We start from the raw sequence: 24,917 nt of genomic DNA on the forward strand, positions 1-24,917 counted from the left end.
TATGCGGAAGTTCGGCTGAATTTGCAAACGTTCGTTGACTAGCATTTCCCTTCTTGACAGGCGGCAACATTCATTTAACATGTTAAATATAAATTTCGGGAGGAACCATGCCGCATTTCACATTCGACTACTCGGCGAATCTCGAGCGTCTGGTCGACTTGAAGGCTTTGGCGAAGCTCATTCATCAAACGATGATGGAGACGGGCCTCTTCGAGCTCGGGGCGGTCCGCGTGCGCGGCTTTCGCACTGACGTCTATGCCGTGGCCGATCTGCTCGAGGAGAACAGCTTCATCGACATGTCGTTGCGCATGGGTAAAGGGCGCAGTGAGGCGGATCGGAAGCGCGCTGGCGATGTCATCTTCGCCGCTGTCGATGTCTTTCTGTCCGAGCGGTTCGAGACGCCGCATTTCATGCTGTCGCTCGAAATCCGCGAAATCGACGCCAATTTCAGCTGGAAGAAGAACGCCATTCATCCGCGGCTTCGACAGAAGACCATTTGACAACAGACAAAAAGACACACGGCGCCGGCTCGGCGCGCAGTAAGTCCAAGGAGACGGATGCATGGCATCGTTTGAAGATAATCTGGCCAAGTCCAGGGCCTATCTGAAGAAGTTCGAAGGCGGCGTGAAGAACCGCATCGGCGGAGAGGATGTCGACGCTCTCGACGGCTCGACCTTCGAGACCATCTCGCCGGTGGATCTCGGTGTTCTGGCCAAGGTCGCGCGCGGCAAGGCCCAGGATGTGGATCTCGCAGCAAAGGCGGCGAAGGCCGCATTCGCCGAATGGGCCGCAATGCCGGGGGATGCCCGTAAGAAGCTGATGCACAGGATCGCCGACGCGGTCGAGGCGCGGGCGGAAGAGATCGCCTTCGTCGAGTGCATGGATACCGGACAATCGCTAAAATTCATGGCCAAGGCGGCGCTCCGCGGTGCGGAGAACTTCCGCTTCTTCGCCGATCGCGCCCCGGAAGCGCGCGACGGCAAGTCATTGCGGGCGCCCGGGCAGGTGAACGTGACCACCCGCGTGCCGATCGGCCCGGTGGGTATCATCACCCCCTGGAACACCCCGTTCATGCTGTCGACCTGGAAGATCGCGCCGGCGCTTGCCGCCGGGTGCACCATCGTCCACAAGCCGGCCGAGTTTTCGCCGTTGACGGCGCGCCTTCTCGTGGAAATCGCGGAAGAGGCGGGGCTGCCCAAGGGCGTCTGGAACCTCGTCAACGGCTTCGGCGAGGATGCCGGCAAGGCGTTGACCGAGCATCCGCTGATCAAGGCGATCGGTTTCGTCGGTGAGAGCCGCACCGGCTCGATGATTATGAAGCAGGGTGCCGACACGCTGAAGCGGGTGCATTTCGAGCTCGGCGGCAAGAACCCGGTCGTGGTCTTTGCCGACGCCGACCTGGAACGCGCCGCCGACGCGGCCGTCTTCATGATCTATTCGCTGAACGGCGAACGCTGCACGTCCTCATCGCGACTGCTGGTCGAGGAGAAGATCTACGACCAATTCACCGCCATGGTCGCGGAGAAGGCCAAACGGATCAAGGTCGGCCATCCGCTCGATCCGCAGACGGTCATAGGGCCGCTGATCCATCCCGTGCACGAGAAGAAGGTGCTGGAATACATCGAGATCGGCAAGTCGGAAGGGGCCAAGGTCGCGGCCGGCGGGGAGAAGTTCGATGGTCCCGGCGGCGGCTGCTATGTCTCCCCGACGCTGTTTACCGGCGCCAACAACCAGATGCGCATCGCGCAGGAGGAAATCTTCGGCCCGGTGCTGACCGCGATCCCCTTCCGCGATGAGGACGGGGCCCTGTCGCTCGCCAACGACGTCCAATACGGCCTGACCGGCTATCTCTGGACATCCGACGTCACGCGGGCCTTCCGCTTCACCGAACATCTCGAGGCCGGGATGATCTGGGTGAATTCGGAAAACGTCCGGCACCTGCCGACGCCATTCGGTGGCGTGAAGAATTCCGGGATCGGCCGCGACGGCGGCGACTGGTCCTTCGATTTCTACATGGAAACCAAGAACATCGCTTTCGCCACCAAGCCACACGCAATTCAGAAGCTCGGCGGCTGAATTTCCCACGACACGATCGACGTCCTACGGCGCCAACCCTAGGACGGAGGAGGTACATCATGGCACTACCGGAACCCAATCTCTACCCGCCCTTCAACATCGTGCGCCTGAGCCACGTGGAATTCGGCGTGACGGATCTCGCCCGTTCGCGAGCCTTCTATGTCGACACGCTCGGCCTGCAGGTGACCGACGAGACGTCGGATGCGATCTATCTGCGTGCGATGGAAGAACGTGGCCACCATTGCATCGTCCTGCGCAAGTCCGACAAGGCAGAGGCGCGGGATCTCGGCTTCAAGGTCTATGACGAAGCCGACTTGGAGAAGGCGGCGCGCTTCTTCGACGGCAAGGGGCTCGGCGTCGAATGGGTCGAGCGACCTTACCAGGCGCGCACCTTCCGCACCCGCGACCCGCTGGGCACGCCGCTGGAATTCTACGCCAAGATGGACCGGCTGCCGCCGATCCATCAGAAATACGCGCTCTATCGCGGCGTCAAGCCGCTGCGCATCGACCACTTCAACTGCTTCTCGCCGAACGTCGATGAAAGTGTGGCCTTCTACAACGAGATCGGCTTCCGGGTCACCGAGTACACCGCCGATGAAGAGACGGGTCGTCTCTGGGCCGCCTGGACACACCGCAAGGGCGGCGTGCACGACATCGCTTTCACCAATGGCAGGGGTCCCCGTCTGCATCACACGGCTTTCTGGGTTCCGACGCCGCTCAACATCATCGACCTGCTCGACTTGATGTCGACCACCGGCTGGGTCGCCAATATCGAGCGTGGTCCGGGCCGCCACGGCATCTCGAACGCCTTCTTCCTCTACATCCTCGATCCGGACGGTCACCGCATCGAGATCTATTGCTCGGATTACCAGACCGTGGATCCCGATCTGGAGCCGATCAAGTGGGACCTGAAGGATCCGCAGCGACAGACGCTTTGGGGTGCGCCGGCGCCGCGCTCCTGGTTCGAACACGGGAGCCTGTTTGCAGGAGCGGCAGTCCGTGAGTCCGACCTCAAGGCGCAGCCGATCATCGCGCCCTGACCTCATCCCTTAGGGGGCAGCACGGTACAGGTGCTGCCCGTCCGATCCTCTCAGCAAGGCCAGTTCATGCAGCTCAAGGACCCGACACTCTTCCGCCAGGCCGCCCTCGTCGGGGGTGACTGGATCGAGGCCGATCCGGCCAATTCCATCGCGGTGGACAATCCCGCCACCGGTGAGATCATCGGGCGCGTGCCCAATCTCGGCGCAGAGGAAACTCGTTCTGCGATCGAGGCGGCCAGAACGGCGCAGGTCGAATGGGCGTGCCGCACTGCCAAGGAACGAAGTGTCATCCTGCGCCGCTGGTACGAGCTGGTCATGGCCAGTCAGGACGATCTCGGACGGATCCTGACCCTCGAACAGGGCAAACCCCTCGCCGAAGCCAAGGGTGAAATCGCCTATGGTGCCTCCTTCATCGAGTGGTTCGCCGAGGAAGCGCGGCGGCTCTACGGCGATATCGTCCCAGGCCACCAGAAGGACAAGCGCATCCTGATCATGAAGCAGCCGATCGGCGTGGTCGCTGCCATCACACCGTGGAATTTCCCGAATGCGATGATAACCCGCAAGGCGGGCCCCGCCTTTGCCGCCGGTTGCGCCATGGTTCTGAAGCCCGCCTCGCAGACACCATTCTCGGCCATTGCGCTCGCGATCCTCGCCGAACGCGCCGGCTTACCGAAGGGGCTGTTCAGCGTGCTCACCGGTTCTGCCCGTGTGATCGGTGCCGAACTGACGTCGAGCCCTGTCGTGCGTAAGTTGACCTTTACCGGCTCCACCGAAGTGGGGGCGGAGCTCTACAGGCAGTCGGCGCCAACCATCAAGAAACTGGGGCTGGAACTCGGCGGCAATGCGCGGTTCATCGTATTCGACGACGCCGATCTCGATGCGGCGGTCGAGGGTGCGCTAATCGCGAAATTCCGCAACAACGGCCAGACCTGCGTCTGCGCCAACCGGATCTATGTCCAGGATCGCGTCTATAACACCTTTGCCGAAAAGCTCGCAAGCGCGGTGGACCGGTTGAAGACCGGCAACGGTTTCGACGAGGGTGTTACACTCGGCCCATTGATCGACGGCAATGCACTCGCCAAGCTCGAGGAACATGTCGCGGACGCGTGCGGGCAGGGCGGCCGGCTCCTGGCCGGCGGCCGGCGCCACCAACTCGGTGGCCACTTCTACGAGGCAACCGTCATCGCCGACGTCACGCCGATGATGATGGTCGCGAGGGAGGAAACCTTCGGGCCGCTCGCCCCCCTGTTCCGGTTCAAGGACGAGGCGGATGTTATCGCCCAGGCGAACGACACCGAATTTGGGCTCGCTTCCTATTTCTACGCCAAGGATCTCGCGCGCGTGTTCCGTGTCGCCGAGGCTCTGGAGTATGGGATGGTCGGCGTCAACACGGGGCTGATCTCGACAGCGGAAGCCCCCTTTGGCGGTGTGAAGCTCTCGGGCCTCGGACGCGAGGGGTCGCGCTACGGCATCGAGGAATTCACCGAAATCAAGTATGTCTGCCTTGGCGGCGTCGAGTGAGGAGCACGTCCATGTCCCATCCCCGTTTCCTGAGCTTCAGCACCTCCACCGGCGGCCGAGGCTTCGGTCTTGTCGTCGCGGGCGGCATCGTCGATCTTTCCATGAGGTATGCCGGACAGTATCCGACACTGCGCGAGGTCGTTGCCGACGGAGCGCTCGCAACGCTTGCGGAGCGGCATGCAGGAGACAAACCGGACATGGCGCTGGCTGATGTTTCGTTCGAGATACCGATTCCTGCACCGGAGAAACTGATCTGCGTCGGCGTCAATTTCCCGGACCGCAACGAGGAATACAAGGACGGGCAGGCCGCCCCCGCCAATCCCTCGCTCTTCATTCGCTTTTCCCGGTCCTTTACCGGTCACGACCATCCGCTGATCCGTCCGCCGGAAAGCCCACAACTCGACTACGAGGGCGAGATCGTCATCGTCATCGGCAAGGGTGGCCGACGGATCGCGGAACGGGACGCCCTCAATCACATCGCGGGGTTGACCTTGTGCAATGAGGGTACGATCCGCGACTGGGTGCGGCACGCCAAGTTCAACGTGACCCAGGGGAAGAACTTCGACCGGAGCGGGTCGATCGGGCCATGGCTCGTTCCGTTCGTGGACGAGAGCCAGATCGCCGACATCAAGCTGGAGACCCGGGTCAATGGCGAGGTTCGCCAGAGCGACCGCACCAGCCGGATGATCTTCTCCTTCCGCAAAATCATCAATTATATCTCGACCTTCACCACTCTAGTGCCCGGCGATGTGATCGTCTGCGGCACGCCGACCGGGGCCGGTGCCCGCTTCGACCCGCCCATCTGGCTCAAGCCTGGCGACGTCGTCGAGATCGAGGCGGATGGACTGGGCGTCCTGAGAAACACGATCGATGACGAGGTCTGACATGCTGACAAAAGACGAGATCGAAGCCGCTGCCGCCAAGCTCGATGAGGCCGAGCGCACACGGGTTCAGACTGGGTTGCTGTCACTTGCACATCCAGGAATCGATATGGATGACGCCTATGCCATCCAGGCGTCCTGGGTAAAGCGGAAGGTTGCCGCCGGGCGCAAGGTCATCGGCTGGAAGATCGGGCTGACCTCCAAGGCCATGCAGTATGCCCTTAATATCGACATCCCGGATTCAGGCGTCCTCTTCGACCACATGGTCTTCGAGGATGGTGCCACAGTTCCGAAGGATCGCTTCATCCAGCCGCGCATCGAAGCAGAGATTGCCTTCGTCATGAAGGCGCCGCTGAAGGGACCGGGGATCACCGTCTTCGATGTGCTGAACGCCACCGACTACGTTACGCCTGCACTGGAGATCCTCGATACGCGCATTCTCCGGGCGGATCCGGAAACGAAGAAGCCGCGGACGGTGTTCGACACGATTTCCGACAATGCCGCCAATGCGGGGATCGTCACCGGTGGGCGCGCGGTCAGACCGGATGCTCTCGACATGCGATGGATGGGCGCGATCGTCAGCCGCAATGCCGAAGTCGAGGAGACTGGGCTCGGCGCGGGCGTGCTCAATCAGCCGGCCCGCGGGGTTGCATGGCTCGCCAACCGGCTGGCCCAGTATGGTGACGGCATCGAGGCGGGGCAGATCGTACTTGCCGGCTCGTTCATCCGACCCGTCGAGGCTCGGCACGGAGATACGATCGTCGGCGATTTCGGTCCCTACGGAACCGTCAGCCTGTTTTTTGAATGAGCCTACCAAGTCGGACGAATCTCGTCCGACCCGACTATGAAGAGGAAGCCGTGATGCCTGCACCCGTCAACACCTTCAAGCGTGGATTGAAAGAGGGCCGCCTCCAGATCGGCTTGTGGCAGGCTCTCGGAAGCCCGAACGCTGTCGAGATCTGTGCCGGCGCCGGCTACGACTGGCTATTGCTGGACGCCGAGCACGGGCCGAGTGACGTACCACGTCTGGCCGAGCAGTTGCGCGCAATGCGCGGTTCGCCCTCGCATGCAATCATTCGACCGCCCATCGGTGAGACCTGGGTCATCAAGCAGATGCTGGACATTGGCGCGCAGACCGTACTCGTCCCCATGGTGCACGATGCGGGACTTGCCGCCGAGATGGTCAAGGCCGTGCGTTATCCGCCCCAAGGCATCCGCGGCGTCGGCGCGGCGCTGGCGCGTGCCTCGGACTTCAACCGTATCGGCGACTATCTGCAGACGGCGAACGACGAGATCTGCCTCCTGGTGCAGGTGGAGAGCTGTGTCGCGATCGACAATCTCGATGCGATCTGTGCTGTCGAGGGTGTGGATGGTGTCTTCATCGGACCCTCCGATCTGGCCGCAGACATGGGTTACCTGGGGCGGCCGGGAGCTTCAGAAGTCCAGGAGGTCGTGGAGCAATCCATCGGGCGGATCCTCGCTGCTGGCAAAGCCGCCGGGATTCTGATCGGGGATCTCGGACTCGCGAAACGCTACTGCGAGTTCGGGGCGACATTCGTGGGGATCGGCAACGACGTGGGATTGCTTGGCAATGCCTCCGCTCGATTGCTCAAGGATTTCAAGGATGCAAAGCCGACGCAGCCAACGGCGGGCGCGAAAGTCTACTGACTACGCCGGGGATCTGAACCCGGGAATTTGACAAATTCCCGATTTGTTAACATGATCAGTAATTAGGTCGCCGGCTTTGGGAGGAGACGGGCATGCACTTGGCGAGCTTGGGACGTTGCGTTCCCACGCAGTGGGTGACGCGCGAGTTCGACGCATGGACGTCGGACCTGAAATCCATATGCGGCCATTTCAATCCCAGCCGATACGACGGGTCGAACGTTGTGCGTGGTAGTGCCGCGCTGTCTCACGCCGCCGGGATAGAACTTGCGCAGGTGGCGAACGACCTCGACTACATCCGCCGTGATCCTGACGACATCCGGGCCGATCAGGGCGACAACCTGTTCCTACTGCTGCAACTGGAAGGGTCCTGCGGCGTCGAGCAGTCCGGCCGTCAGGAGCAGCTCCATCCGGGCGAATGCATCCTTGTCGATTCAACAAGGCCGTCGATCTTCTATTTTGGCGGCTCGTTTTCAAATCACCTGTCCGTGCACCTGCCCAGGCAGATGCTGCTGTCGGACAGGGCCGTTCGGATTTCGGTGACAAGGAAGATTAGGGCGGACGATCCGATGTCGATAATGCTCGGCGCGCTCGTCGCCAAGATGATAAGCACGGCAAGCGACGACAACCGGGCGCCGCATCTGAGGGAATTGCTGTTCAACACAACGCGACAGGCCTTCGCGACCGATCCGGGCGAAGAGTTCTTCGTGCGTGGCGACAGCGGCACGGGAAGGCTCGAGGTCGTCCAGGTGCTGATCGACGAGAACCTGACCGAGGAGTACCTGACGCCGCAATGGCTCGCCAACCGCGTGGGCGTCTCGCTGAGAACCCTTCAGGAGGATCTCAGCTCCCAGGGCATGACGGTGACGGGCATGATCAAGCTCAAGCGCCTGCATCTCGCCCGGGCGAGACTCGAAAGACTGCGGGGCGCGCATCATCCTGGTGCCATCGCGGACGTCGCATACTCGGTCGGCTTCAACGACATTTCCTACTTCAATCGCAGCTTCCGCAAGCTGTTCGACTGCTCGCCCAAGGATGTGGTAACGTCCTGAAGCGGGTGTCGCGCTTTTGTCCAATTCATGCCGCGCCGTGATCCAAGAATTACCGACGGCCATCGGCTAATATCCTCTCATCGCATTGCATGGGAGGATGTATCATGAAGGAATTCACGCTTGTCATCGACGGCAAGCCGGTTTCGACTGCACGTCACAGAGAGGTCAGAAATCCCTCTTCCGGCACAGTCGTCGGCATGTCGCCGCTAGCCACCAACGACGACCTGAACACTGCCGTAGCTGCCGCAAAGTCGGCATTTCCGGCGTGGGCTGCTCGGCCCTCCTCCGAGCGCGCCGCGCTCTGCGCCCGTGTGGCGGAAACGATCGAGGCGAATGCGGAGGAAATGGCGCGGCTTCTGACGCTGGAGCAGGGCAAGCCGCTCAACGGGCTCGGCTCGCGCTTCGAAATCGGTGGGGCCGTTGCCTGGACCCGTCATACGGCTTCCCTAGACCTGCCGGTCGAAGTGGTCCAGGACGGACCGGAAGGTCGGGTGGAATTGCATCGCAAGCCGATCGGTGTCGTTGGCGCCATAACGCCTTGGAACTGGCCGGTCATGATCGCCTGCTGGCATATCATCCCGGCCATCCGCACCGGCAATACGGTGGTCATCAAGCCGTCGCCGAATACGCCGCTTACGACCATCCGTCTGGTGGAACTGATGAACGAGGTGCTGCCGGCCGGTGTCGTCAACGTCATCGCCGACGACAACGATCTGGGCGCGGCGCTCACGTCGCATCCAGATGTTGCCAAGATCACTTTCACCGGATCGACCCCCACGGGGCGCCGCGTGATGGCGTCCGCTGCCGATACACTGAAGCGCCTGACGCTCGAACTGGGCGGCAACGATGCCGGCATCGTTCTTCCCGATGCCGATCCCAAGGCGATCGCCGAGGGCCTTTTCTGGGGTGCCTTCATCAACGGCGGCCAGACCTGCGCCTGCCTGAAGCGCCTTTACGTCCATGACAGCATCTATGACGCGGTGTGTGACGCGCTCGCGACCTATGCTTCCGCCATTAAGGTCGGTGATGGCTTGGTGGAGGACGTGGTTCTCGGGCCGCTGCAGAATGCAGCACAGCTCGGCATCGTCTCGGCACTCGTCGAGGAAGCGGTCGCCAGGGGCGGTCGGGTATTGACGGGGGGTGCGCCGCAGGGCGGACCGGGGTACTTTTACCCCGTGACCCTGGTCGCCGACGTCGATCACGGTGCCCAACTCGTTGACCTGGAGCAGTTCGGTCCGGCCCTGCCGATCATCCGTTACCACGACATCGAGGAGGCGATCGCCAAGGCCAACGACAATCCCAGCGGTCTTGGCGGCTCCGTCTGGTCGAAAGATGTCTCTAAGGCAAAGCAGGTCGCGGCGCGGCTCGAATGCGGCTCGGTCTGGATCAACAAGCATGGTGCAATCCAGCCCAATGCACCGTTTGGAGGCGTGAAGCAGTCCGGGATCGGGGTCGAATTCGGGGTCGACGGACTGAAGGAATTCACCACCATCCAGACAGTGTTCTCCTGAACGGTTCGTCAGGCTTTATTCAAGGCGCGGATGTTTCGACACCGCGCGGGAGGCTCAAATGCGTGAGTTTGATTATATCGTCGTCGGTGGCGGGTCCTCGGGTTCCGTGGTGGCCGCGCGTCTTTCGGAAGATCCGTCCAGGAAAGTCCTGCTGATCGAAAGCGGACAGAAGGACACCGACAAGTTCATTCATATCCCTGCCACCTTCTTCAAGGTGATCGAGAAGGGACGCGACGTGCATTTCTACACGTCCGAGCCAGATCCCGGCATCAAGGGCAAGCCGAACGTTGTGCCGCAGGGCAACGTGCTCGGAGGCGGGAGTTCGATCAATGCGATGATCTACGTCCGCGGCCAGCGCCAGGACTACGAGACTTGGGCGCAGATGGGATGCCGGTCCTGGTCTTACGATAAGGTGCTTCCCGTCTTCCGTGACCTCGAAGGCAACCAGCGGCTCTCCGGAGAGTTTCACGGCGCGGACGGTCAATTGAAGGTGTCCGACCGCCGCTACGGTCATCCGCTGTCTTGGGCCTTCGTCCGGGCGGCCCAAGAGGTCGGGATCAAGTACAACGAAGACTTCAATGGCGCCGAGCAAGAGGGCGTCGGGTTTTACCAGACGACGACGAACAATGGTCGCCGCTGGAGCGCTGCGCAAGCATTTTTGCGAGACGCTGAGGGGCGCGCTAATCTCGAGATCATGACCGGCGTCAAGGTCGAAAGGGTCCTATTCGAGGGGCGGACCGCGGTCGGCGTGCAGCTATCCTCCGGCGCAACGGTGAAGGCGCGCTGCGAGATCATCATGACGGCAGGCGCGATCGCCACGCCCAAGATCCTCCAGTTGTCCGGCATCGGCGCGGCCGAGCATCTGCGTTCGCACGGCATCGATGTCGTTGCCGATTTGCCGGGCGTTGGGGAGAACTATCAGGATCATCTCGAGGCGACAGTTCAGGCCGAAGTCAACATCCTCTCCCTGTTCGGACAGGACAAGGGCTTCGCCGCCGTCAGCCACATGCTGCAATACATGCTGACAAGGACGGGTCTGCTGACGTCGACCGTCGTCGAGTCCGGCGGCTTCGTCGACACGGCCGGTCTCGGCCAGCCCGACATCCAGTTCCATGTGCTGCCGAGCTTCGTCGGCTTCGGCGAACGGACGGCCTCGTCTGGACACGGTATCTCTATTGGCCCTTGCTTCCTGCGGCCACAATCGCGCGGCACGGTCAAACTCCGGTCGGCCAATCCCAATGATCCAGCGCTCTTCCACGCCAATTCCTTCGCGAACCCCGCAGATCTGGAGACGCTGGTCCGCGGCGTCGAACTGGCGATCAAGATCACGGAAGCGCCGTCGCTGGCGAAGATCATCAAGCGTCGCGTCCTGCCGACACCCGGCATCGAGAAAGATCCGGACGCTTTGCGCGATTACATCCGCGGGATCTCGAAAACCGTCTTCCATCCCTCGGGCACGGCCAAGATGGGCATTCGGGAGGATCGGATGGCTGTTGTCGACGAGGAACTCAAGGTCTTCGGCGTCGACCGGCTGCGGGTGGCGGACGCCTCGATCATGCCGACGCTCGTTTCGGGCAACACCAATGCACCGACGATCATGATCGGGGAGCGCGCCAGCCGCTTCATCTTGCGGAAGGATCGGGCGGCCTGAGGAGATCGCGCGATCAAAACCGGCCTTTTGGCCACGAAGCCGGGTTCCGGCTCACATTGGGAGGAAAACATGAAATCGCATCTTCTGTGCGGCACCGCCGCCATTGCATCTCTGTTCTTACTGTCGGCGGGTTCCGCCGCTGCCGCACCGAGTTGCGGCTTGAACAACGGTCAGACTGCGTCCGGCAAACCACTCAAGGTCGGCGCCATCGTCGGCCGGACGGGCCCCGACGACTTCTCGTCCGCCTCGCTAGCGGCGAAGGCCTATTTCGACTGCGTCAACGCTAATGGTGGGATCAATGGCCGCCCGATCGAGTACCTCGTCGAGGACGACCAGTGGAATCCAGAAGTTGCCGCGCAGGTCGCGACCAAGCTGGTCAAGGACGAAGAGGTGGTCGCCCTCGTCGGCAACGCCTCCTTCGTCGAGATGGGCGTCAATGCCAAGCTCTACGAGGAAGAGGGCGTGATGGCCATGGCGTCCGGTTGCGCTGTGGCGGAGTGCTTCGAATCGAAGAATATCGTTTCCACCAACGAGGGTCCGCTGCCTTCTTCCGTGGGTGCTGCCCAGTGGGCCGTCGGCAATCTGGGCTCCACCAACGTCGTGTGCATCGGTCTGACCATTCCAAGCGTCGGTCCGTATTCCTGCGGCTGGACCGAGAAATACATGCAGTCGAAGAACCTCGCAGGATCGAGCGTCCTGCTCGATCCGTCGGCCGCAGACATGAACTCGGCCTTTCTCGAAGCCGTGGCCTCCGGGGCAGACACGATGCTCGTCAATCTGCCTGCAGGTATGGCCGCCGCCTTCCTGAAGGCCGCCCTCGAGTCGGGCCAGCGCGACAGCTACAAGTGGATTTCCTCCACACCACTTTATGATCGTGATGTTCCGGCCATGCTTGGTGCCGACTGGGCAGGCGTCATGCACGTAAATATCGAACTGACGCCGATTGACGGGACCGGTCCCGATGCCAACAATTGGCGTGCGGTTCTCGATGCTCACGGCAATGCCGATGACCCGCGGGACACGTTCAGCCAGGCCGGATACCTCTCTGCCCGCTTCTTCGTCGATGCCATGCTGCAGCAGGACCCGGCGAAACTCGACCGTGCTACAGTGACTGAGGCGATCCGCAATATCAAGAACTATAAGTCCGACCTCCTGTGCGGCCCCTATTATGTCGGCCCAGGCGACCGCCACATGCCAAACCACGCCAACATGATGGTGCAGATGATCGAAGGTGGCTACAAGGTCGTCGGCCAATGCACGGACATGGACAGCGCCTATCTCGATCCCTATCGCGCCGATGAAAAGGCGCTTGGCATCGTGAATTGAGGCCCCGCGGTCATGCTGGGAGCCTTTGGAATGTTTCTCGTCTCGGGGCTCGCTGTCGGCGCCCTATATGCGCTGGGCGGGGTGGGGCTGGTGATCCTGAACCGGGCTACCGGCGTGCTCAACTTCGCCTATGGCGCCATCGGCGCCGTGGGCGCCATGACTGCCTGGCAGGTGCTGGAATGGCACCTGCCGGAGCCTCTCGCCTGGGCGGCCGCGATGGGGGTAAGCCTCGCCCTCTCGCTGGGTTTCGGGTTGCTGGTCGCTCCGCAACTTGCCCACCGGGAACCGGTGATCAAGGCGGTTGCAACACTCGGCTTCGCACTGTGCCTGCTTGGCCTGATGAACCTAATCTGGATGGTGACGTCCCGCAAGCTCGGCTTGTTCTCGGACAGCCTCGGCCTGTCCATCATCGGGGTCCGTATCAACGGGACCCGGCTGATCGCGCTGGCCGGCGGTGTGATCGCTACCTTGGCCATGGGGATCTATCTGTCCAGAACCCGGACGGGTCTCCTGATGCGGGCCTTGGCCGACAGTCGCGACGTCGCGGCCATCCTCGGTGTTCCGGTCCGCCGCGTCGAGGCCTTCGCCTGGGGGATCTCCGGTGTGCTGGCCGGCTTTACCGGTCTGCTTTTCGGAGGATTGGTGCGGCTCGATCCGGCCGTTCTCACCTTTCTCGTCATCCCGGTGATCGCCACCACTATCATCGGACGACTGAAATCCATTCCGGTTACCTTCGTGGCCGGGCTGCTAATCGGCGTGACCGAAAGCATGCTGACCCTTGTGAAACCGCTTGCCCCATTCCGCGTCGCCGCTCCCTTCGTCATCGCGACACTGGCGCTGATGTGGCTACAACGCGGCCGACGGCTGACATTTGCGGGAGAGGATTGAGATGATGGCATCGAACCCCCCGGTGGTTTCCACCCCTGTCTCGGCCCTTTGGCGGTCCCGCGCGATCGGTCTCGCCGTCCTCGTTGCGGCTCTCGCCTTTCTGCCACCGTTGTTGCTGGCCTCCCTCTGGATCAAGGTCCTGACCGGCGTGGCAATCTACACGCTGACGGCCGCCGCTATCGCGCTGCTCTATCGGCGTCTTGGGCTGGTCTCTCTCGCGCATGTCGCTCTCATGGGTGCTGGCGGCTGGGTCGGTCTCAGACTCGCTTACGGGCTTGGCACGCCCTTCGAGGTCAACATGCTGGCCGGCGGGGTCGCTGCTGCCGGGCTGGGCATGGTGTTCGCCTATCCGGCACTGCGCATGCGTGGACTCTATCTGGCGTTGGTCACCCTGATGATCGCCGGCGCCTTCGCCATCATCGTCAATGTCATCCAGTTTCCCAATGGCGGCAGTGGATGGTTGGGTTTTGCTGTGAAATCGGCCGGATACATGCCGCGTCCGACCTTCGCGAGCAGTGATGCGGCCTATTTTGCCTATTGCGTCGTGGTTACGGCGCTCGGCATGGCACTCACTCACTGGCACGAAATCGGGAAGGCGGGCCGGGCCTGGGCGCTGATCCGGCGTTCCGAGGCTGCGGCGATGTCGACCGGGGTCGACGTCCCCTTCTACAAGGTCTGGGCCTTCGCCCTCTCAGGCTTCCTCGCCGGGATTGCCGGCGTGCTGCTCGCCGGCAATCTGCAAATGCTCGACGCGCGCAGCTTTCCGGCTGCAGAGTCGGTGATGATCTTTGCCCTGACTATCGTCGGGGGCGCTTGGAGCCCGGTCGGGGCGCTGATCGCAGCGGCGCTTTATCGCCTCGTTCCGGCCCTGCTCAACGATCTGGGGGTCAACGGCGACACTGCCTACATCATCTTCGGTGCGGCCCTGATCCACGCGCTCGCCACCGCTCCCAGAGGCATCGCGGGGCAGATCGAGGATCTCGCGGTCCTGTTGCTCGGCAAGTCGAACGGAGGGAGCGCCAGATGATCGAGATCGATGGAGTAACGGTCTCCTTCGGCGGTGTGACGGCGCTGAACAGGCTGACTGTGCAACTTGATGCGCCGGTGGTCGGCATCATCGGGCCAAACGGCGCTGGAAAGACGACGTTTCTAAACGTGCTTTCCGGCTTCGTGAGGCCGGGCTCAGGGCGGATCCGCGTCTTCGGCCAGGAACTAACTGGATTGCAGCCACATCAGAGGGCTCAATGGGGCCTTCGCCGATCCTTTCAGAAGGAGCAGGCCGTCGATGAACTGACGGTGGAAGACAATGTTAGGGTTGTGCTCGACTCTCTTCGTCTGTCACGGGGTGACGCGGAGGATGCCCTTACGAGGGCTCTGGAATTCACCGGGATCAATGCCGTCCGCCGCCGCTCCGTCGCGGGCCTCAACTCCTTTGAACGGCGCATGACGGAACTGGCGCGTTGCGTGGCCGGTTCGCCCAAACTCATTCTGCTGGACGAGCCGGGTGCCGGCTTCTCACAGAGCGAGGTCGCAACGCTGCGGTCCGTGATCAACGGGATTTCCGAAACGATCGGGGCCCGAACCTTCCTGATCGATCACGATGTCGATCTGATCCAGGCCACGTGCCAGCGAACCATGGTTCTCGATTTCGGATCGCTCGTCACCTATGGCGAGACGGCCTCGGTGCTCGCCGATCCTCGGGTGCGGGCGGTTTATCTCGGTATGGAGGAAACGTGATGCAAACTCTGGAGATCGAGGGGCTGATCGTCCGCCGGGGCGTCAAGCGCGTCGTGGATGGTGTGTCGATGAGCCTGAAACCGGGCACGGTCACGGCCCTGCTGGGGCCAAACGGCGCCGGCAAGAGTTCGCTGGTGCTGGCCCTTGCCGGCGCACTCCCGCTCGAGGCAGGCTCCGTCCATATGGCTGGCCGTCGCCTCTCCGGGTTGGGGACGGAAGCGGTTCGGGCCGCCGGTGTCGCGGCTGTTCCCGAGGGGCACCGGGTGCTGCCGGGGCTTTCCGTCGACGACAACTTGCGCACGGCCGGGCATGCCCATTCCCGCCCGGAGCTCGATCGGGCGCTCGATGAAATCTATTCCATTTTCGGCGAGTTGGCTGAGCGGAAGAACCAGCGGGCCGGGTCCATGTCCGGAGGTCAGCAACAGATGCTGGCACTCGGGCAGGCGCTTATCTGTCGACCAAAATTCGTGCTCGCCGACGAGATGTCGCTGGGACTGGCGCCCTTGATCGTCAAGCGGCTGATGAACGTCATTGAAAGGCTGGCCCAGGAAGGGACGGGCATCCTGCTGATCGAGCAGTTCACTGCCGTCGCTCTCTCGCTGGCTGACCACGCCATCGTCATGTCGCGAGGGCGGTTCGCCTATTCCGGCGAGCCTCAGAGGCTGATCTCGGAGCCGGATATTCTGCACAAGGCCTATCTGGCCTGAATGGTGGCATCGGCCGGATTTTCGGTGGCGTCTTGCGGCGAGGCAGCGCGGTCCGGCCCTCTGCTTCGGGGGCGAGGCGACCCTGCCGCCAGGCTGCGGGTGAGATACCCGTTCTTTGGCGGAGGAAGCGGGAGAAATAGGCGGGGTCACCGACTTAATGATGTTGAACATCAGCAGGCGTTTTGCCTCGAGCTGGCGTCGCTCCATCAGCGTCTCCTTGACGGATGGCCCGGGGCCTCCTGCGCCGCCTTGTCGAGCAGGTGCCGGGTGGTCGCGAGCCCGTAACGTAACGCGCCACGACGGCAAACCTGTTCGGGTCCGATTGACTGGAGAGAGAGAGCGATCCAGGGGCCGGGGTGAGCATTGGTGCAGTGTGGCAAACTACCGATTTTGGAGGATAAATTGCGCTCTGCTGGGCTCCCTGCTTTCGGGATGGAGGCATCCAACGCTGGCAGTAGTTCGGAGGCCGATGGGGAGACATTCCTTTACTCCGAAGATGAACCACGGGACCACAAGATCTTCGTCGAAGGAAAGCTTTATGTTGTCGGCCGGTTCAGAGCATGGAAGGGAAAGCGCTGTCCTTGGGCGAAATTGCCTTTCGATCCTGCGCCTGACGTTTACATCCTTTGTCTGCCCGCTTCGGAAACTGAAAGTGCCGCAAAACTTGTTTCTCTGACGCGAACCAGGGGTTTTATAACGAGTTCCAGCCGGTTCGGAGAGCTCATTCAACTCGATCACGGCAGCTATGTTCTACTGGCATTCGAAAAGGCGGCAATGATTCAGCAAGTTAGTGCGCTGATTGAGGGACCTGTTGTAGATGATGTTGAATTTGACTGCGTTGTCGACCTGACAACAGTAAGTGGTTCGAGGTTGGCGGCACTTGGTAATCTTGTCTGGTATTGCATTAATGGTTCCGACGGAAACAGCTTCCCGCTGCTGGCAACTGAGCACTTGTTCCAAGCAACGATGATCGCGCTTTTGAATGCTGTTCCTAACAACTACCTCCGCCGAGTTTCACAGTCTACTTCGCCGGCCGTGCCATGGCGTGTGAAGAGAGCAATCGAATACATGCATGCCAACCTGTCTCGTTCCCTTGAGGTGTCTGAAATAGCGCGCGAGATCGGGACTAGCGTGAGAGCATTGCAGAGCGGTTTCAAGCAGTTCAAAGGTACTACAATCTTGACATACCTGCGAACTATCCGCCTAGAAGCCGCTCGCAAAACTCTGCTCGGCAACACAACCTCTCCGTCAATCTCCGACGTCGCACGGAGTACAGGTTTTACCCACATGGGGCGGTTTGCTGCGGCTTATCGACAAGCATTCGGCGAAACGCCGTCGGAAACCATCAAGTTGCGCTGAGGTCCACGCTTTCGTGCATCCGGATTTCGGAACGCCGTGCGGAAGCACTTTGAGATCACCGAGGAATGCGCTGGGCTGGGTCTCCAGCGGACGAAGCATCTTCTTCAACTCGACAAGGCCAATTGTCAGGAGCGAGTGACCCAATTGGCTCGCGCAGCGGAGCCCAACTGCGTGTCAGGGTCACTACCGCCGCTTCATCGAGAAGCGAACGCGCATAGGTGTCTCCGCGTCGGGAGATTTGGCCGTCGTAATCTACTCCGCCCGACTGATAGCGCGGCGCGTTCAATACCACCAGGGTGATCGTGGTAAGACGATCGCCCCGATGTATTGCCTGCATTTCGAAGTGCCGGTTACGCCGCCGTTCGCCTTTCAACCTCAAGATTCTCCGCCACCCGGAAGGACGCAACCAGCATTCGGAGCTTCTGCGCCTCTCCGGCGAGAACAGAACTCGCCCCGCTGGCCTCCTCCACCATTGCCGCATTCTGCTGGGTGACTTGGTCCATTTGATTGACGGCACGATTGACTTCAATCAGCCCATTCGACTGTTCCCGAGCAGCCAGTGCAATAGCATTCATCTGTCCGTTCACCTGCGAATTGGACTGCTGCATCTGCTGCAGTGAAGCGCCGGTCCGATTAACCAATGTCACGCCCCGTTCGACGGCGCCTGATGATTTGGAAATGAGCGCTTTGATTTCGCGCGCAGCGGTGGCTGATCTTTGCGCGAGCTCTCGAACTTCCTGGGCCACAACCGCAAATCCCTTGCCCGCATCTCCTGCTCGAGCGGCCTCGACACCTGCATTGAGGGCCAGAAGATTGGTTTGGAAGGCAATATCATCGATTACACCGATGATATTTGAGATTTCGCACGAGGACGCCTCAATGTCTCCCATTGCTTTGACGGCGTCCTTCACTATTTCCATGGACTGCATCGCATTTGTCGCAGCCCGCGCGGAAATGCCCTGTGCTTCATCGGCGGTTTGGGCCGAACCGGAGACGTTGACAGTGATCTCGTCCAGCGCCGCGGCGGTTTCCTCCAAAGCTGCGGCCTGCTGTTCGGTGCGCTTCGACAGGTGATCGACGCTGGTGCTGATCTCTTTTGCACCACGGTCAATCTCCGTAGCCACGTCGACAATTGAAGTCATTGTGGAGGAAAGCTGTGTAGTGGCAGCGTTGAAGTCGGCTCTCAAGCGCTCGTATTCCGGTGCAAAGGGTATCTCGAGTTTGTGCGCCAGGTCTCCTTCCGCCAAACGGCTGAGCCCCAGGGCAAGACCTTCCGTTGCCTGCATCAGCAGATGCATCCGGCGGCGCTCCTCGGCTTCGTGTGTCTGCTGACGCTCCAGTTCCTCGATCTGAAGTGCCTCCGTATCGGATTGGAGTCGCAACCGTTCAATGGCGTTCTGGCGGAACACTTCCACTGCGTCAGCCATCTGCCCAAGTTCATCCTTACCACCGCGCGAGGGTACATCAATATCGTTGTTACCTTCGGCCAGCCTCCCCATGGCGTCGGTCATTCGAAGAATAGAACCTCCAAGACGTCGACCAACGAAGGTGGCAATGACTATCGATGCAGCGAAAGCCGCGATACCGGCCAGAGCTGCCAGGATGGCAAAATTGCGGGATTGTTGCTCCAGATCGGCCATTGAAGTAAGAATGTGCCCCACACCAACAACTTGACCGGCGTAGTCGTGAATCGCGAATGCTAACCCGGCGAAATGAGTGCCGGAAAGGTCAAAATTGGTTTTGACCTCACCTCCCTGCTGAATCATGGAAAGCTGTTCTGCTGTGAGCAGCGGATCCCCGGCTTTGCTGCTTGCGGTGAGGAGAGACTTTACCTCGAGAACCGCATTTGTATCCATTGGAAGGAAATAAAGTTCCGCCTGATGTTCGCTTTCGCCAATAATCTGTCTAATATAGTTTTCCCCAAATCTGATCCCGAATTCAAGTGAACCCACGTGCTTGCCGAGATGGAAGACAGGATAGACTGCGCGGATGCCGGCCCCGGCGACACCACGCTCCAAGCCGAAGATCGGTCTTTGCGTCTTGTTTGCCTCGACCACGGTGAAGCGGAAGCTGGACAGATCATCGCCGAATTTTTCTGGCTTATGTATACGAAGAAATGCCTTCGCATCCGGCGTATGGAACTGAAATTGGTCGATGCCGAACTGTTCTTTCATCAAGGGGAATCCGGGGGTGAAGATGCTCACGAGCCTGTCACGGTCTCCCTCAGCCATTGCAGCCTGAACTTCCGGCATCTCGGCCACCAGACCTCCAAGGCTCCTCGCGCGCTCGATTTCGGCATCGATCGATTGATTAAACTTCTGGCGCAGATCATTGAGTTGCTTCTGCGATGCAGACCCAACTAAGTTGATCGCACCCAGATAGAGAGGAACTCCTACGGCTAAGCCGGAAACGATTGAGGCAAAGACGATTGCCATAAAAATTCGTCGCTTGATCAACATGTTTTGCCTTTCCACCGCTTTTGATAAGTAATGAAGTTTCGCTCATAGTTACTGAAATTGACGAAATCGCACTTAACTGCCCCCAATATCGCCCCCCGAAAAATAAAGGGCACGGATGTGCGCTAGCGAGATTTCCGTATGGGAGTTAATCAAGCGTCCATCACGGCATCCGAACGCGCTTTCCGAGCTGTCCTGCTGCATAATCTTCATGCGTCAGCTTTATTGAAATCCGTCGGGCGACATTGGTTTGCCGGTGAGATATTCCTGCCTCTTTGGCCGCTTCACTGTAACTACCCTAAAACTATAGCCGCAGACCGCGAAGTCGCGTTTCATGAGATTTCACTCCGCTCCCGTGGCCTCGGAAAATAGGAGGAGGTTCCGAGGCATTGGCGAGCGAAGCCCACGAATTCAATGCTATGGGCAGCTAAGACGTAATCGGACGCGGCCAGCCAGGCATCGAATGTATAAGTTAGGAAAACCAACGGGTTCATCCCGCAGACGCGATTGGCGTTAGAGCAATCGCATTGCTGCATCACCACTTTGGGCGGAGATTCGGCCCCGAGTTAGTAGTGGCTACCATCACAGCACTCGCCACCAGCACGGTATCGCCTAAACAAAGGATTAATCATCAAGCCCGGCGCGCAAAACGCTGCCGAAAATGGACCAAGCAGACCTGAATTGGATAGATTCGTGTGTCTGACGACGTCTCTCGCATACGCAAAGGCTCGCAAAGTGGGCTTCCGCAGCACATCGATCTAGTGGAGTTTGTCGATCGACGCTGCCGTCACGAGCGTCGCAGACTAATGCGAAGGATCGGGACGTGAGCGGATGCCGGTCACTGATGGTGCTGTTTATGCGATCGCTTCATGGCGCCGGACGGATTTCGGGTGTGCGCAGCCATGTATGCGGCTGAGGACGGCGCAACGAAGGGCGACTTCCGTCCGCTCAGCGAGGAAGTACCGAGCCCGCAGGCGCCGTCCGATGATGGACTTGTATCGCCCGATGGTGCTCTCGACGGGTGCGCGCTTGCCGTAGCTCGTGGAAGCCGATCGGACGATCGATCTGGTCGAGCAATGGCCCCACCCGCGAGCCGTCGCCAATGTCCTGACCGGGCATCTTATGGGCGATGATCTCGCCACTACCTGCCTCCAGAGCCAGGGTGCAGCTTGCGCCAACGGCGACGGGATCTGGCGCCATGGGGCGCCGTGGGGATTTCTGCAATAATAGCAGCTAAGGGGATTTGAAGTTGTTTGGGTTGAAGCGATTTGTGCCCGCGCACTCGAAACCGTTTCCGAGCTCAGGGAAACGACTCGGCTTATCTGTGTGCTATCCGCCTTTGCGCAGTGCCTTCGCGCAGTGCGTAAGGATCTTCTCGATCCTCCTATCCAGAATCCGGGAAAGACATATGCCTGAAATAGGGCTTCTTTCACTTCGGCCGTTTTCCCGCCGACTATCGGAAGTCCTATGGCGAGAAACCATCGGACACGAAAAAGACGAGCAACAAAAGCCTAGCCGAGCCCGGCCAGATCCAAGTTCAGAAGCATTGTCCGACTCGCGCATCTTTGGGTACGCGGATGTAGCACCGGTGACAAATTATTAACACGTTAAATAATACTACTGGCGAGTAGCCAGCCAAGTGCTGACCAAAGGTATGCTCACGTAGGTATACAATCTGCCTTGAGCATGCCCGCCCGACGCCGTTCAATGATTCGAGCGGCATTTCGCTCAACGTTCGACCTGAAAGAATGACGTTTTCAGCTACGCAGGAACTTCAACTAATGTCTGCAAGCGTTTTCTCACGCATCAGTACCAAGCTCGCGCTCATGTCCGGGGCAGGTATTCTTCTTATGGTACTTACTACGTTGGTCGGCTGGATCTGCGCTCAGGACGCCAATGAGGCAGCCTCACGCGCATTCACGCAAATGACCATTTCCCGCAATCTTGTCGATGCAAAGGCTTCCGTGCGCGGCATGCAAATAGGCGTGCGCGATCTCCGTCTGGCCCGCAAAGCCGAGAATGCGAACAAAGCGATTACCAACGTGCAGGAGCGCTACCACTCCGTGCAAAAATACCTGGACGAAGCGAAGGCGCAGATGTGGACGCCGGCCAACGGGGATCGCGTTCAGGCGATTAAGAATCTCGCCGAGACCTATTCGGGTTTGGCCGGCGATCTAGCGAAGGTGGTCGAAGCCAGATCGAACGGCGGCGCATCGACCAATGAGGTCAATAGCAAGGAGGAGGAGCTTCGCACATCCCTGCTTGCAACTGCGGAAGCGATGACGAAGACGCTGGACGAAGGCGTCCAGGTCGCGAAGGACCTTGCGACCGAGGCCGTGAATGAGAGCCAACGAGTGCAGGCGTTTACCAGCATCATCAATATCGGCATGGCATTTGCCATGGTGCTGCTGCTGACCGGATCCGCCGTGTTCGGCGCCCGGTCGATCGCCCGCCCGATCGGCCGGCTGACGGGCAGCATGAGCATTCTTGCCGACGGCAATCTCGAGACGGACGTCCCCTTCAGCGCCCGCCAAGACGAAATCGGCGAGATGGCCCGCGCCGTCGAAGTGTTCAAGCAGAACGGCATCAAGGTGCGCGAGTTGAACGCGCAGGAAGCGGCGTTGCAAGCGAAAAGCGCCGACCTGCAGTCGAGCATCGGCGAGGTCGTCTCGGCGGCGGTCGCCGGCGACTTCACGCAGCGCATCGACAAGGACTACCACAACGCCGACCTCAACCGGTTCGCCGCCCAGGTAAACGAGCTGGTGACTTCGGTCGATCGCGGCGTGGCCGAAACCCGCCGGGTTATCTCCGCATTGGCGGAAGGCGATCTGACGGAAACCATGCGCGGCGAGTTCCAAGGTGCCTTCGGCGAACTCAAGAACAACGTCAACGCAACCATGGCGAACCTGCGCTCCGTTCTCGGCGAGGTGCGTTCGGCCATCGACACGATCAATGGCGGCGCCGGTGAAATGCGGATGGCCTCAGGAGATCTCTCCAAGCGCACAGAGCAGCAGGCCGCCTCGCTCGAGGAAACCTCCTCGGCCTTGGAAGAAATCACCGCCGCCGTGCGGAGCTCGACCGAGCGGGCGACCGAAGCCAGCCATATGGTCGACGAGGCGCGCCGCAGCACCGAACAATCGAGCGCGGTCGTGAAGGATGCTGTTTCGGCGATGGGCAAGATTGAGCAGGCCTCGGGCGAGATTGGTCAGATCATCAACGTCATCGATGAGATCGCCTTTCAGACGAACCTTCTGGCGCTCAATGCTGGGGTGGAAGCAGCGCGCGCCGGCGACGCCGGCAAGGGCTTTGCCGTCGTCGCCCAGGAAGTACGCGAACTGGCGCAGCGCTCGGCCGCCGCGGCCAAGGACATCAAGGCCTTGATCTCGCGCTCGGGTGAGGAAGTGAACTCCGGTGTCAAGCTGGTGACTGCAACCGGAGAGGCGCTGTCGCTGATCCAGGGCCACGTGGTCAAGATCAACGAGCACGTCCATTCGATCGCCACGGCTGCGAAGGAGCAATCAACGGGCCTGGCGGAGGTAAACACGGCCGTCAACCAGATGGACCAGACGACCCAGCAGAATGCCGCGATGGTGGAGGAATCAACAGCAGCCACCAACCGATTGGCCGACGAGGCCGGGAACCTTGCTCGACTGATCACCCGCTTCAGGCTCGACGGGTCGGCATCCGCGCCGCGCACCGTCGCCCCTGACAGCAAGCCGGTCCCTTCCCCCGCCCGCGCACTCGGCCTTAAACTCGCCGGTGCCTTCGGCGGCAAAGGGGCGACCGCAGTTGCCGTGGATACCTGGGAGGAATTCTGATGCAGGTAACAGCGATCGCCCCAGGCCAAGCGACGATTCTGGAAATCATTGCCTTTCATCTCTGCGACCAGCAGTTCTGCATCAAGACAACGTCAATTCGGGAAATCCGGGGGTGGGCAGCGGCAACGCCGCTGCCCCACTCACCTCCTGATGTCATCGGGGTGATGAACTTGCGAGGATCCGTAATACCGATCATCGATCTCGCCGCGCGCTTAGGCGTGCGGAGCACGATAGACACCAGCCGCGCCGCGATCGTCGTTGCGGAGGTTGACAAAAACATCGTCGGCCTCGTGGTCGATCAGGTGTCGGATATTCTCTCTATCCGGGCGGACCAGATTCAGCCCGTGCCGGATCTTGGAACGTCTTTCGATCCGGCCTTTTCGCACGGCATCATCCCGCTCGAACGCGGCATGGTCTGCTTTCTTAACCTCGACCACATGTTCGAGAGGTTCGAAGACGGAGCACACGCCGCGTGACTCGCGATCCCGGCCAAAGACGGCCGGGGCCTATCAAAAAAGAATACTCCCGAAAGATACTTCCGATGAATCGACTCATCGCACTCCCTCACCTTGAGCCAGCCAACACAAACGGCGCTTCGCAAGCCTCAAGTGATCTCGAGACGAAGGCAGCGCTGGAACGGGAGCGTGACAGAATCCTGCACATTGCCAACTATACGGAAGCGCTCTAACCTGCGCGGGTAGTTTCCTTTCGCTGTTGCCGTTCGCGTTCATGACCCGCAAGTGGTGGCGGCGTGCGCGCTCGGACGGCGTCACTCCTACGGCCTGGGAAGTGGCGGTGCTCGTTCACCTGCGAGAGCGGCCGCGGGCCGGCGACATATGGGTCGATCGCAGCCGGGCATGGCGCAGTTTCGAGGATTATCTTCTGCCTCGACCGATCTTCGCCCTGATGCGCGCCGAAGGGCGGCTCGGGCTTGCCATCCCTGACAGCTTTGCCGAATGGCAAGCCGAACGCACTCCCACACTCGACGCGAGACTCAAAGAGCTGGCAAGGGCGGCGGCTGCCAACGCCATTCCGGATTCGGCTATTTCCGACAAGGGTTTGTCGGTCTCCCCGAACCGCGAGGAGGAGCGTGACAGGATCGTCGCGCTCAGCCGTCGACTTTATGTTTCGGTGCCACGAATCAGGATCACCAGCCTGCTTGCCGAGGTGCAGAGCTAGACCAGGTTCCTAGACAGCTTCACGCATTATCGCACCGGGCGAGACTGCGA

20 protein-coding genes and 2 pseudogenes are annotated in these 24,917 nt (G+C 60.7%); 19 read left to right on the plus strand and 3 right to left on the minus strand.

Translation table 11 applies throughout. The features are described from left to right. Window positions 1-107 precede the first annotated feature (107 nt). The 16 genes from J5286_RS21785 to J5286_RS21860 all read left to right on the plus strand — a co-directional run bounded on the left by J5286_RS21785 (window position 108) and on the right by J5286_RS21860 (window position 17,414). The gene (locus J5286_RS21785; RefSeq protein ID WP_142843270.1) at window positions 108-500 is read left to right on the plus strand and encodes a 5-carboxymethyl-2-hydroxymuconate Delta-isomerase; all 393 of its coding nucleotides are present in this window, start codon (window positions 108-110) and stop codon (window positions 498-500) included. 61 nt (window positions 501-561) lie between these two features. Continuing rightward, window positions 562-2,076: a 5-carboxymethyl-2-hydroxymuconate semialdehyde dehydrogenase gene (gene hpaE / locus J5286_RS21790; RefSeq protein ID WP_142843271.1), complete on the plus strand. Its 1,515-nt coding sequence runs from the start codon at window positions 562-564 to the stop codon at window positions 2,074-2,076. A gap of 59 nt (window positions 2,077-2,135) precedes the next feature. Next, window positions 2,136-3,116: a 3,4-dihydroxyphenylacetate 2,3-dioxygenase gene (gene hpaD, locus J5286_RS21795; RefSeq protein ID WP_142843272.1), complete on the plus strand. Its 981-nt coding sequence runs from the start codon at window positions 2,136-2,138 to the stop codon at window positions 3,114-3,116. A gap of 66 nt (window positions 3,117-3,182) precedes the next feature. Beyond that, window positions 3,183-4,637: an NADP-dependent succinate-semialdehyde dehydrogenase gene (gabD, locus tag J5286_RS21800; protein ID WP_209192023.1), complete on the plus strand. Its 1,455-nt coding sequence runs from the start codon at window positions 3,183-3,185 to the stop codon at window positions 4,635-4,637. Between the two features lie 11 nt (window positions 4,638-4,648). After that, window positions 4,649-5,521: a fumarylacetoacetate hydrolase family protein gene (locus J5286_RS21805; RefSeq protein ID WP_142843274.1), complete on the plus strand. Its 873-nt coding sequence runs from the start codon at window positions 4,649-4,651 to the stop codon at window positions 5,519-5,521. Between the two features lies 1 nt (window position 5,522). Next, on the plus strand, window positions 5,523-6,326 hold the full coding sequence (gene hpaH, locus J5286_RS21810; RefSeq protein WP_142843275.1) for a 2-oxo-hept-4-ene-1,7-dioate hydratase: 804 nt from the start codon (window positions 5,523-5,525) through the stop codon (window positions 6,324-6,326). A gap of 53 nt (window positions 6,327-6,379) precedes the next feature. Then, window positions 6,380-7,186: a 4-hydroxy-2-oxoheptanedioate aldolase gene (gene hpaI, locus J5286_RS21815; RefSeq protein ID WP_142843276.1), complete on the plus strand. Its 807-nt coding sequence runs from the start codon at window positions 6,380-6,382 to the stop codon at window positions 7,184-7,186. A gap of 92 nt (window positions 7,187-7,278) precedes the next feature. Continuing rightward, window positions 7,279-8,235: a helix-turn-helix domain-containing protein gene (locus J5286_RS21820; RefSeq protein WP_142843277.1), complete on the plus strand. Its 957-nt coding sequence runs from the start codon at window positions 7,279-7,281 to the stop codon at window positions 8,233-8,235. A 104-nt stretch (window positions 8,236-8,339) separates the two neighbouring features. Then, complete coding sequence (locus J5286_RS21825) at window positions 8,340-9,746, plus strand: aldehyde dehydrogenase family protein (RefSeq protein WP_142843278.1); 1,407 nt, start codon at window positions 8,340-8,342, stop codon at window positions 9,744-9,746. Window positions 9,747-9,804: 58 nt separating this feature from the next. After that, window positions 9,805-11,397, plus strand: coding sequence for a GMC family oxidoreductase (locus J5286_RS21830; protein WP_142843279.1), 1,593 nt, complete (start codon window positions 9,805-9,807; stop codon window positions 11,395-11,397). Window positions 11,398-11,466: 69 nt separating this feature from the next. Next, window positions 11,467-12,723: an ABC transporter substrate-binding protein gene (locus J5286_RS21835; RefSeq protein ID WP_142843280.1), complete on the plus strand. Its 1,257-nt coding sequence runs from the start codon at window positions 11,467-11,469 to the stop codon at window positions 12,721-12,723. Window positions 12,724-12,753: 30 nt separating this feature from the next. Next, window positions 12,754-13,611 (plus strand): branched-chain amino acid ABC transporter permease, encoded by an 858-nt coding sequence (locus tag J5286_RS21840; protein WP_161991473.1) that lies wholly within the window; start codon window positions 12,754-12,756, stop codon window positions 13,609-13,611. 4 nt (window positions 13,612-13,615) lie between these two features. Next, complete coding sequence (locus J5286_RS21845) at window positions 13,616-14,638, plus strand: branched-chain amino acid ABC transporter permease (protein ID WP_161596380.1); 1,023 nt, start codon at window positions 13,616-13,618, stop codon at window positions 14,636-14,638. Next, on the plus strand, window positions 14,635-15,348 hold the full coding sequence (locus J5286_RS21850; RefSeq protein ID WP_142843283.1) for an ABC transporter ATP-binding protein: 714 nt from the start codon (window positions 14,635-14,637) through the stop codon (window positions 15,346-15,348). The genes J5286_RS21845 and J5286_RS21850 overlap by 4 nt, the downstream gene beginning before the upstream one ends. After that, entirely contained in the window at window positions 15,348-16,055 is a 708-nt protein-coding gene (locus tag J5286_RS21855; protein ID WP_142843284.1) for an ABC transporter ATP-binding protein, read from the plus strand. The genes J5286_RS21850 and J5286_RS21855 overlap by 1 nt, the downstream gene beginning before the upstream one ends. Before the next feature lie 402 nt (window positions 16,056-16,457). Further along, window positions 16,458-17,414, plus strand: coding sequence for a helix-turn-helix transcriptional regulator (locus J5286_RS21860; protein WP_161596381.1), 957 nt, complete (start codon window positions 16,458-16,460; stop codon window positions 17,412-17,414). 166 nt (window positions 17,415-17,580) lie between these two features. Here J5286_RS21860 and J5286_RS21865 read toward each other — a convergent pair. The 3 genes and pseudogenes from J5286_RS21865 to J5286_RS31300 all read right to left on the minus strand — a co-directional run. Continuing rightward, window positions 17,581-17,700: pseudogene (locus J5286_RS21865) on the minus strand (transposase); the annotation flags it as partial. Between the two features lie 64 nt (window positions 17,701-17,764). After that, window positions 17,765-19,873: a methyl-accepting chemotaxis protein gene (locus J5286_RS21870; protein WP_142843286.1), complete on the minus strand. Its 2,109-nt coding sequence runs from the start codon at window positions 19,871-19,873 to the stop codon at window positions 17,765-17,767. Window positions 19,874-20,724: 851 nt separating this feature from the next. Beyond that, a pseudogene (locus J5286_RS31300) lies at window positions 20,725-21,071 on the minus strand (IS5/IS1182 family transposase); the annotation flags it as partial. A gap of 649 nt (window positions 21,072-21,720) precedes the next feature. Between J5286_RS31300 and J5286_RS21875 the strand changes: the two are divergent. The 3 genes from J5286_RS21875 (at window position 21,721) to J5286_RS21885 (ending at window position 24,867) form a co-directional block, all read left to right on the plus strand. Next, window positions 21,721-23,688, plus strand: coding sequence for a methyl-accepting chemotaxis protein (locus J5286_RS21875; RefSeq protein WP_373692763.1), 1,968 nt, complete (start codon window positions 21,721-21,723; stop codon window positions 23,686-23,688). After that, window positions 23,688-24,164 (plus strand): chemotaxis protein CheW, encoded by a 477-nt coding sequence (locus J5286_RS21880; RefSeq protein ID WP_142843288.1) that lies wholly within the window; start codon window positions 23,688-23,690, stop codon window positions 24,162-24,164. Before J5286_RS21875 ends, J5286_RS21880 begins: the two co-directional genes overlap by 1 nt. A 253-nt stretch (window positions 24,165-24,417) precedes the next feature. Beyond that, window positions 24,418-24,867 carry a hypothetical protein gene (locus J5286_RS21885; RefSeq protein WP_204814857.1) on the plus strand — a complete coding sequence of 150 codons (450 nt, stop codon included), beginning with the start codon at window positions 24,418-24,420 and terminating at the stop codon, window positions 24,865-24,867. The last annotated feature ends 50 nt before the right edge of the window (window positions 24,868-24,917 follow it).

The sequence above is a fragment of the Rhizobium sp. 16-488-2b genome (assembly GCF_017741815.1).
Classification (GTDB): domain Bacteria; phylum Pseudomonadota; class Alphaproteobacteria; order Rhizobiales; family Rhizobiaceae; genus Rhizobium.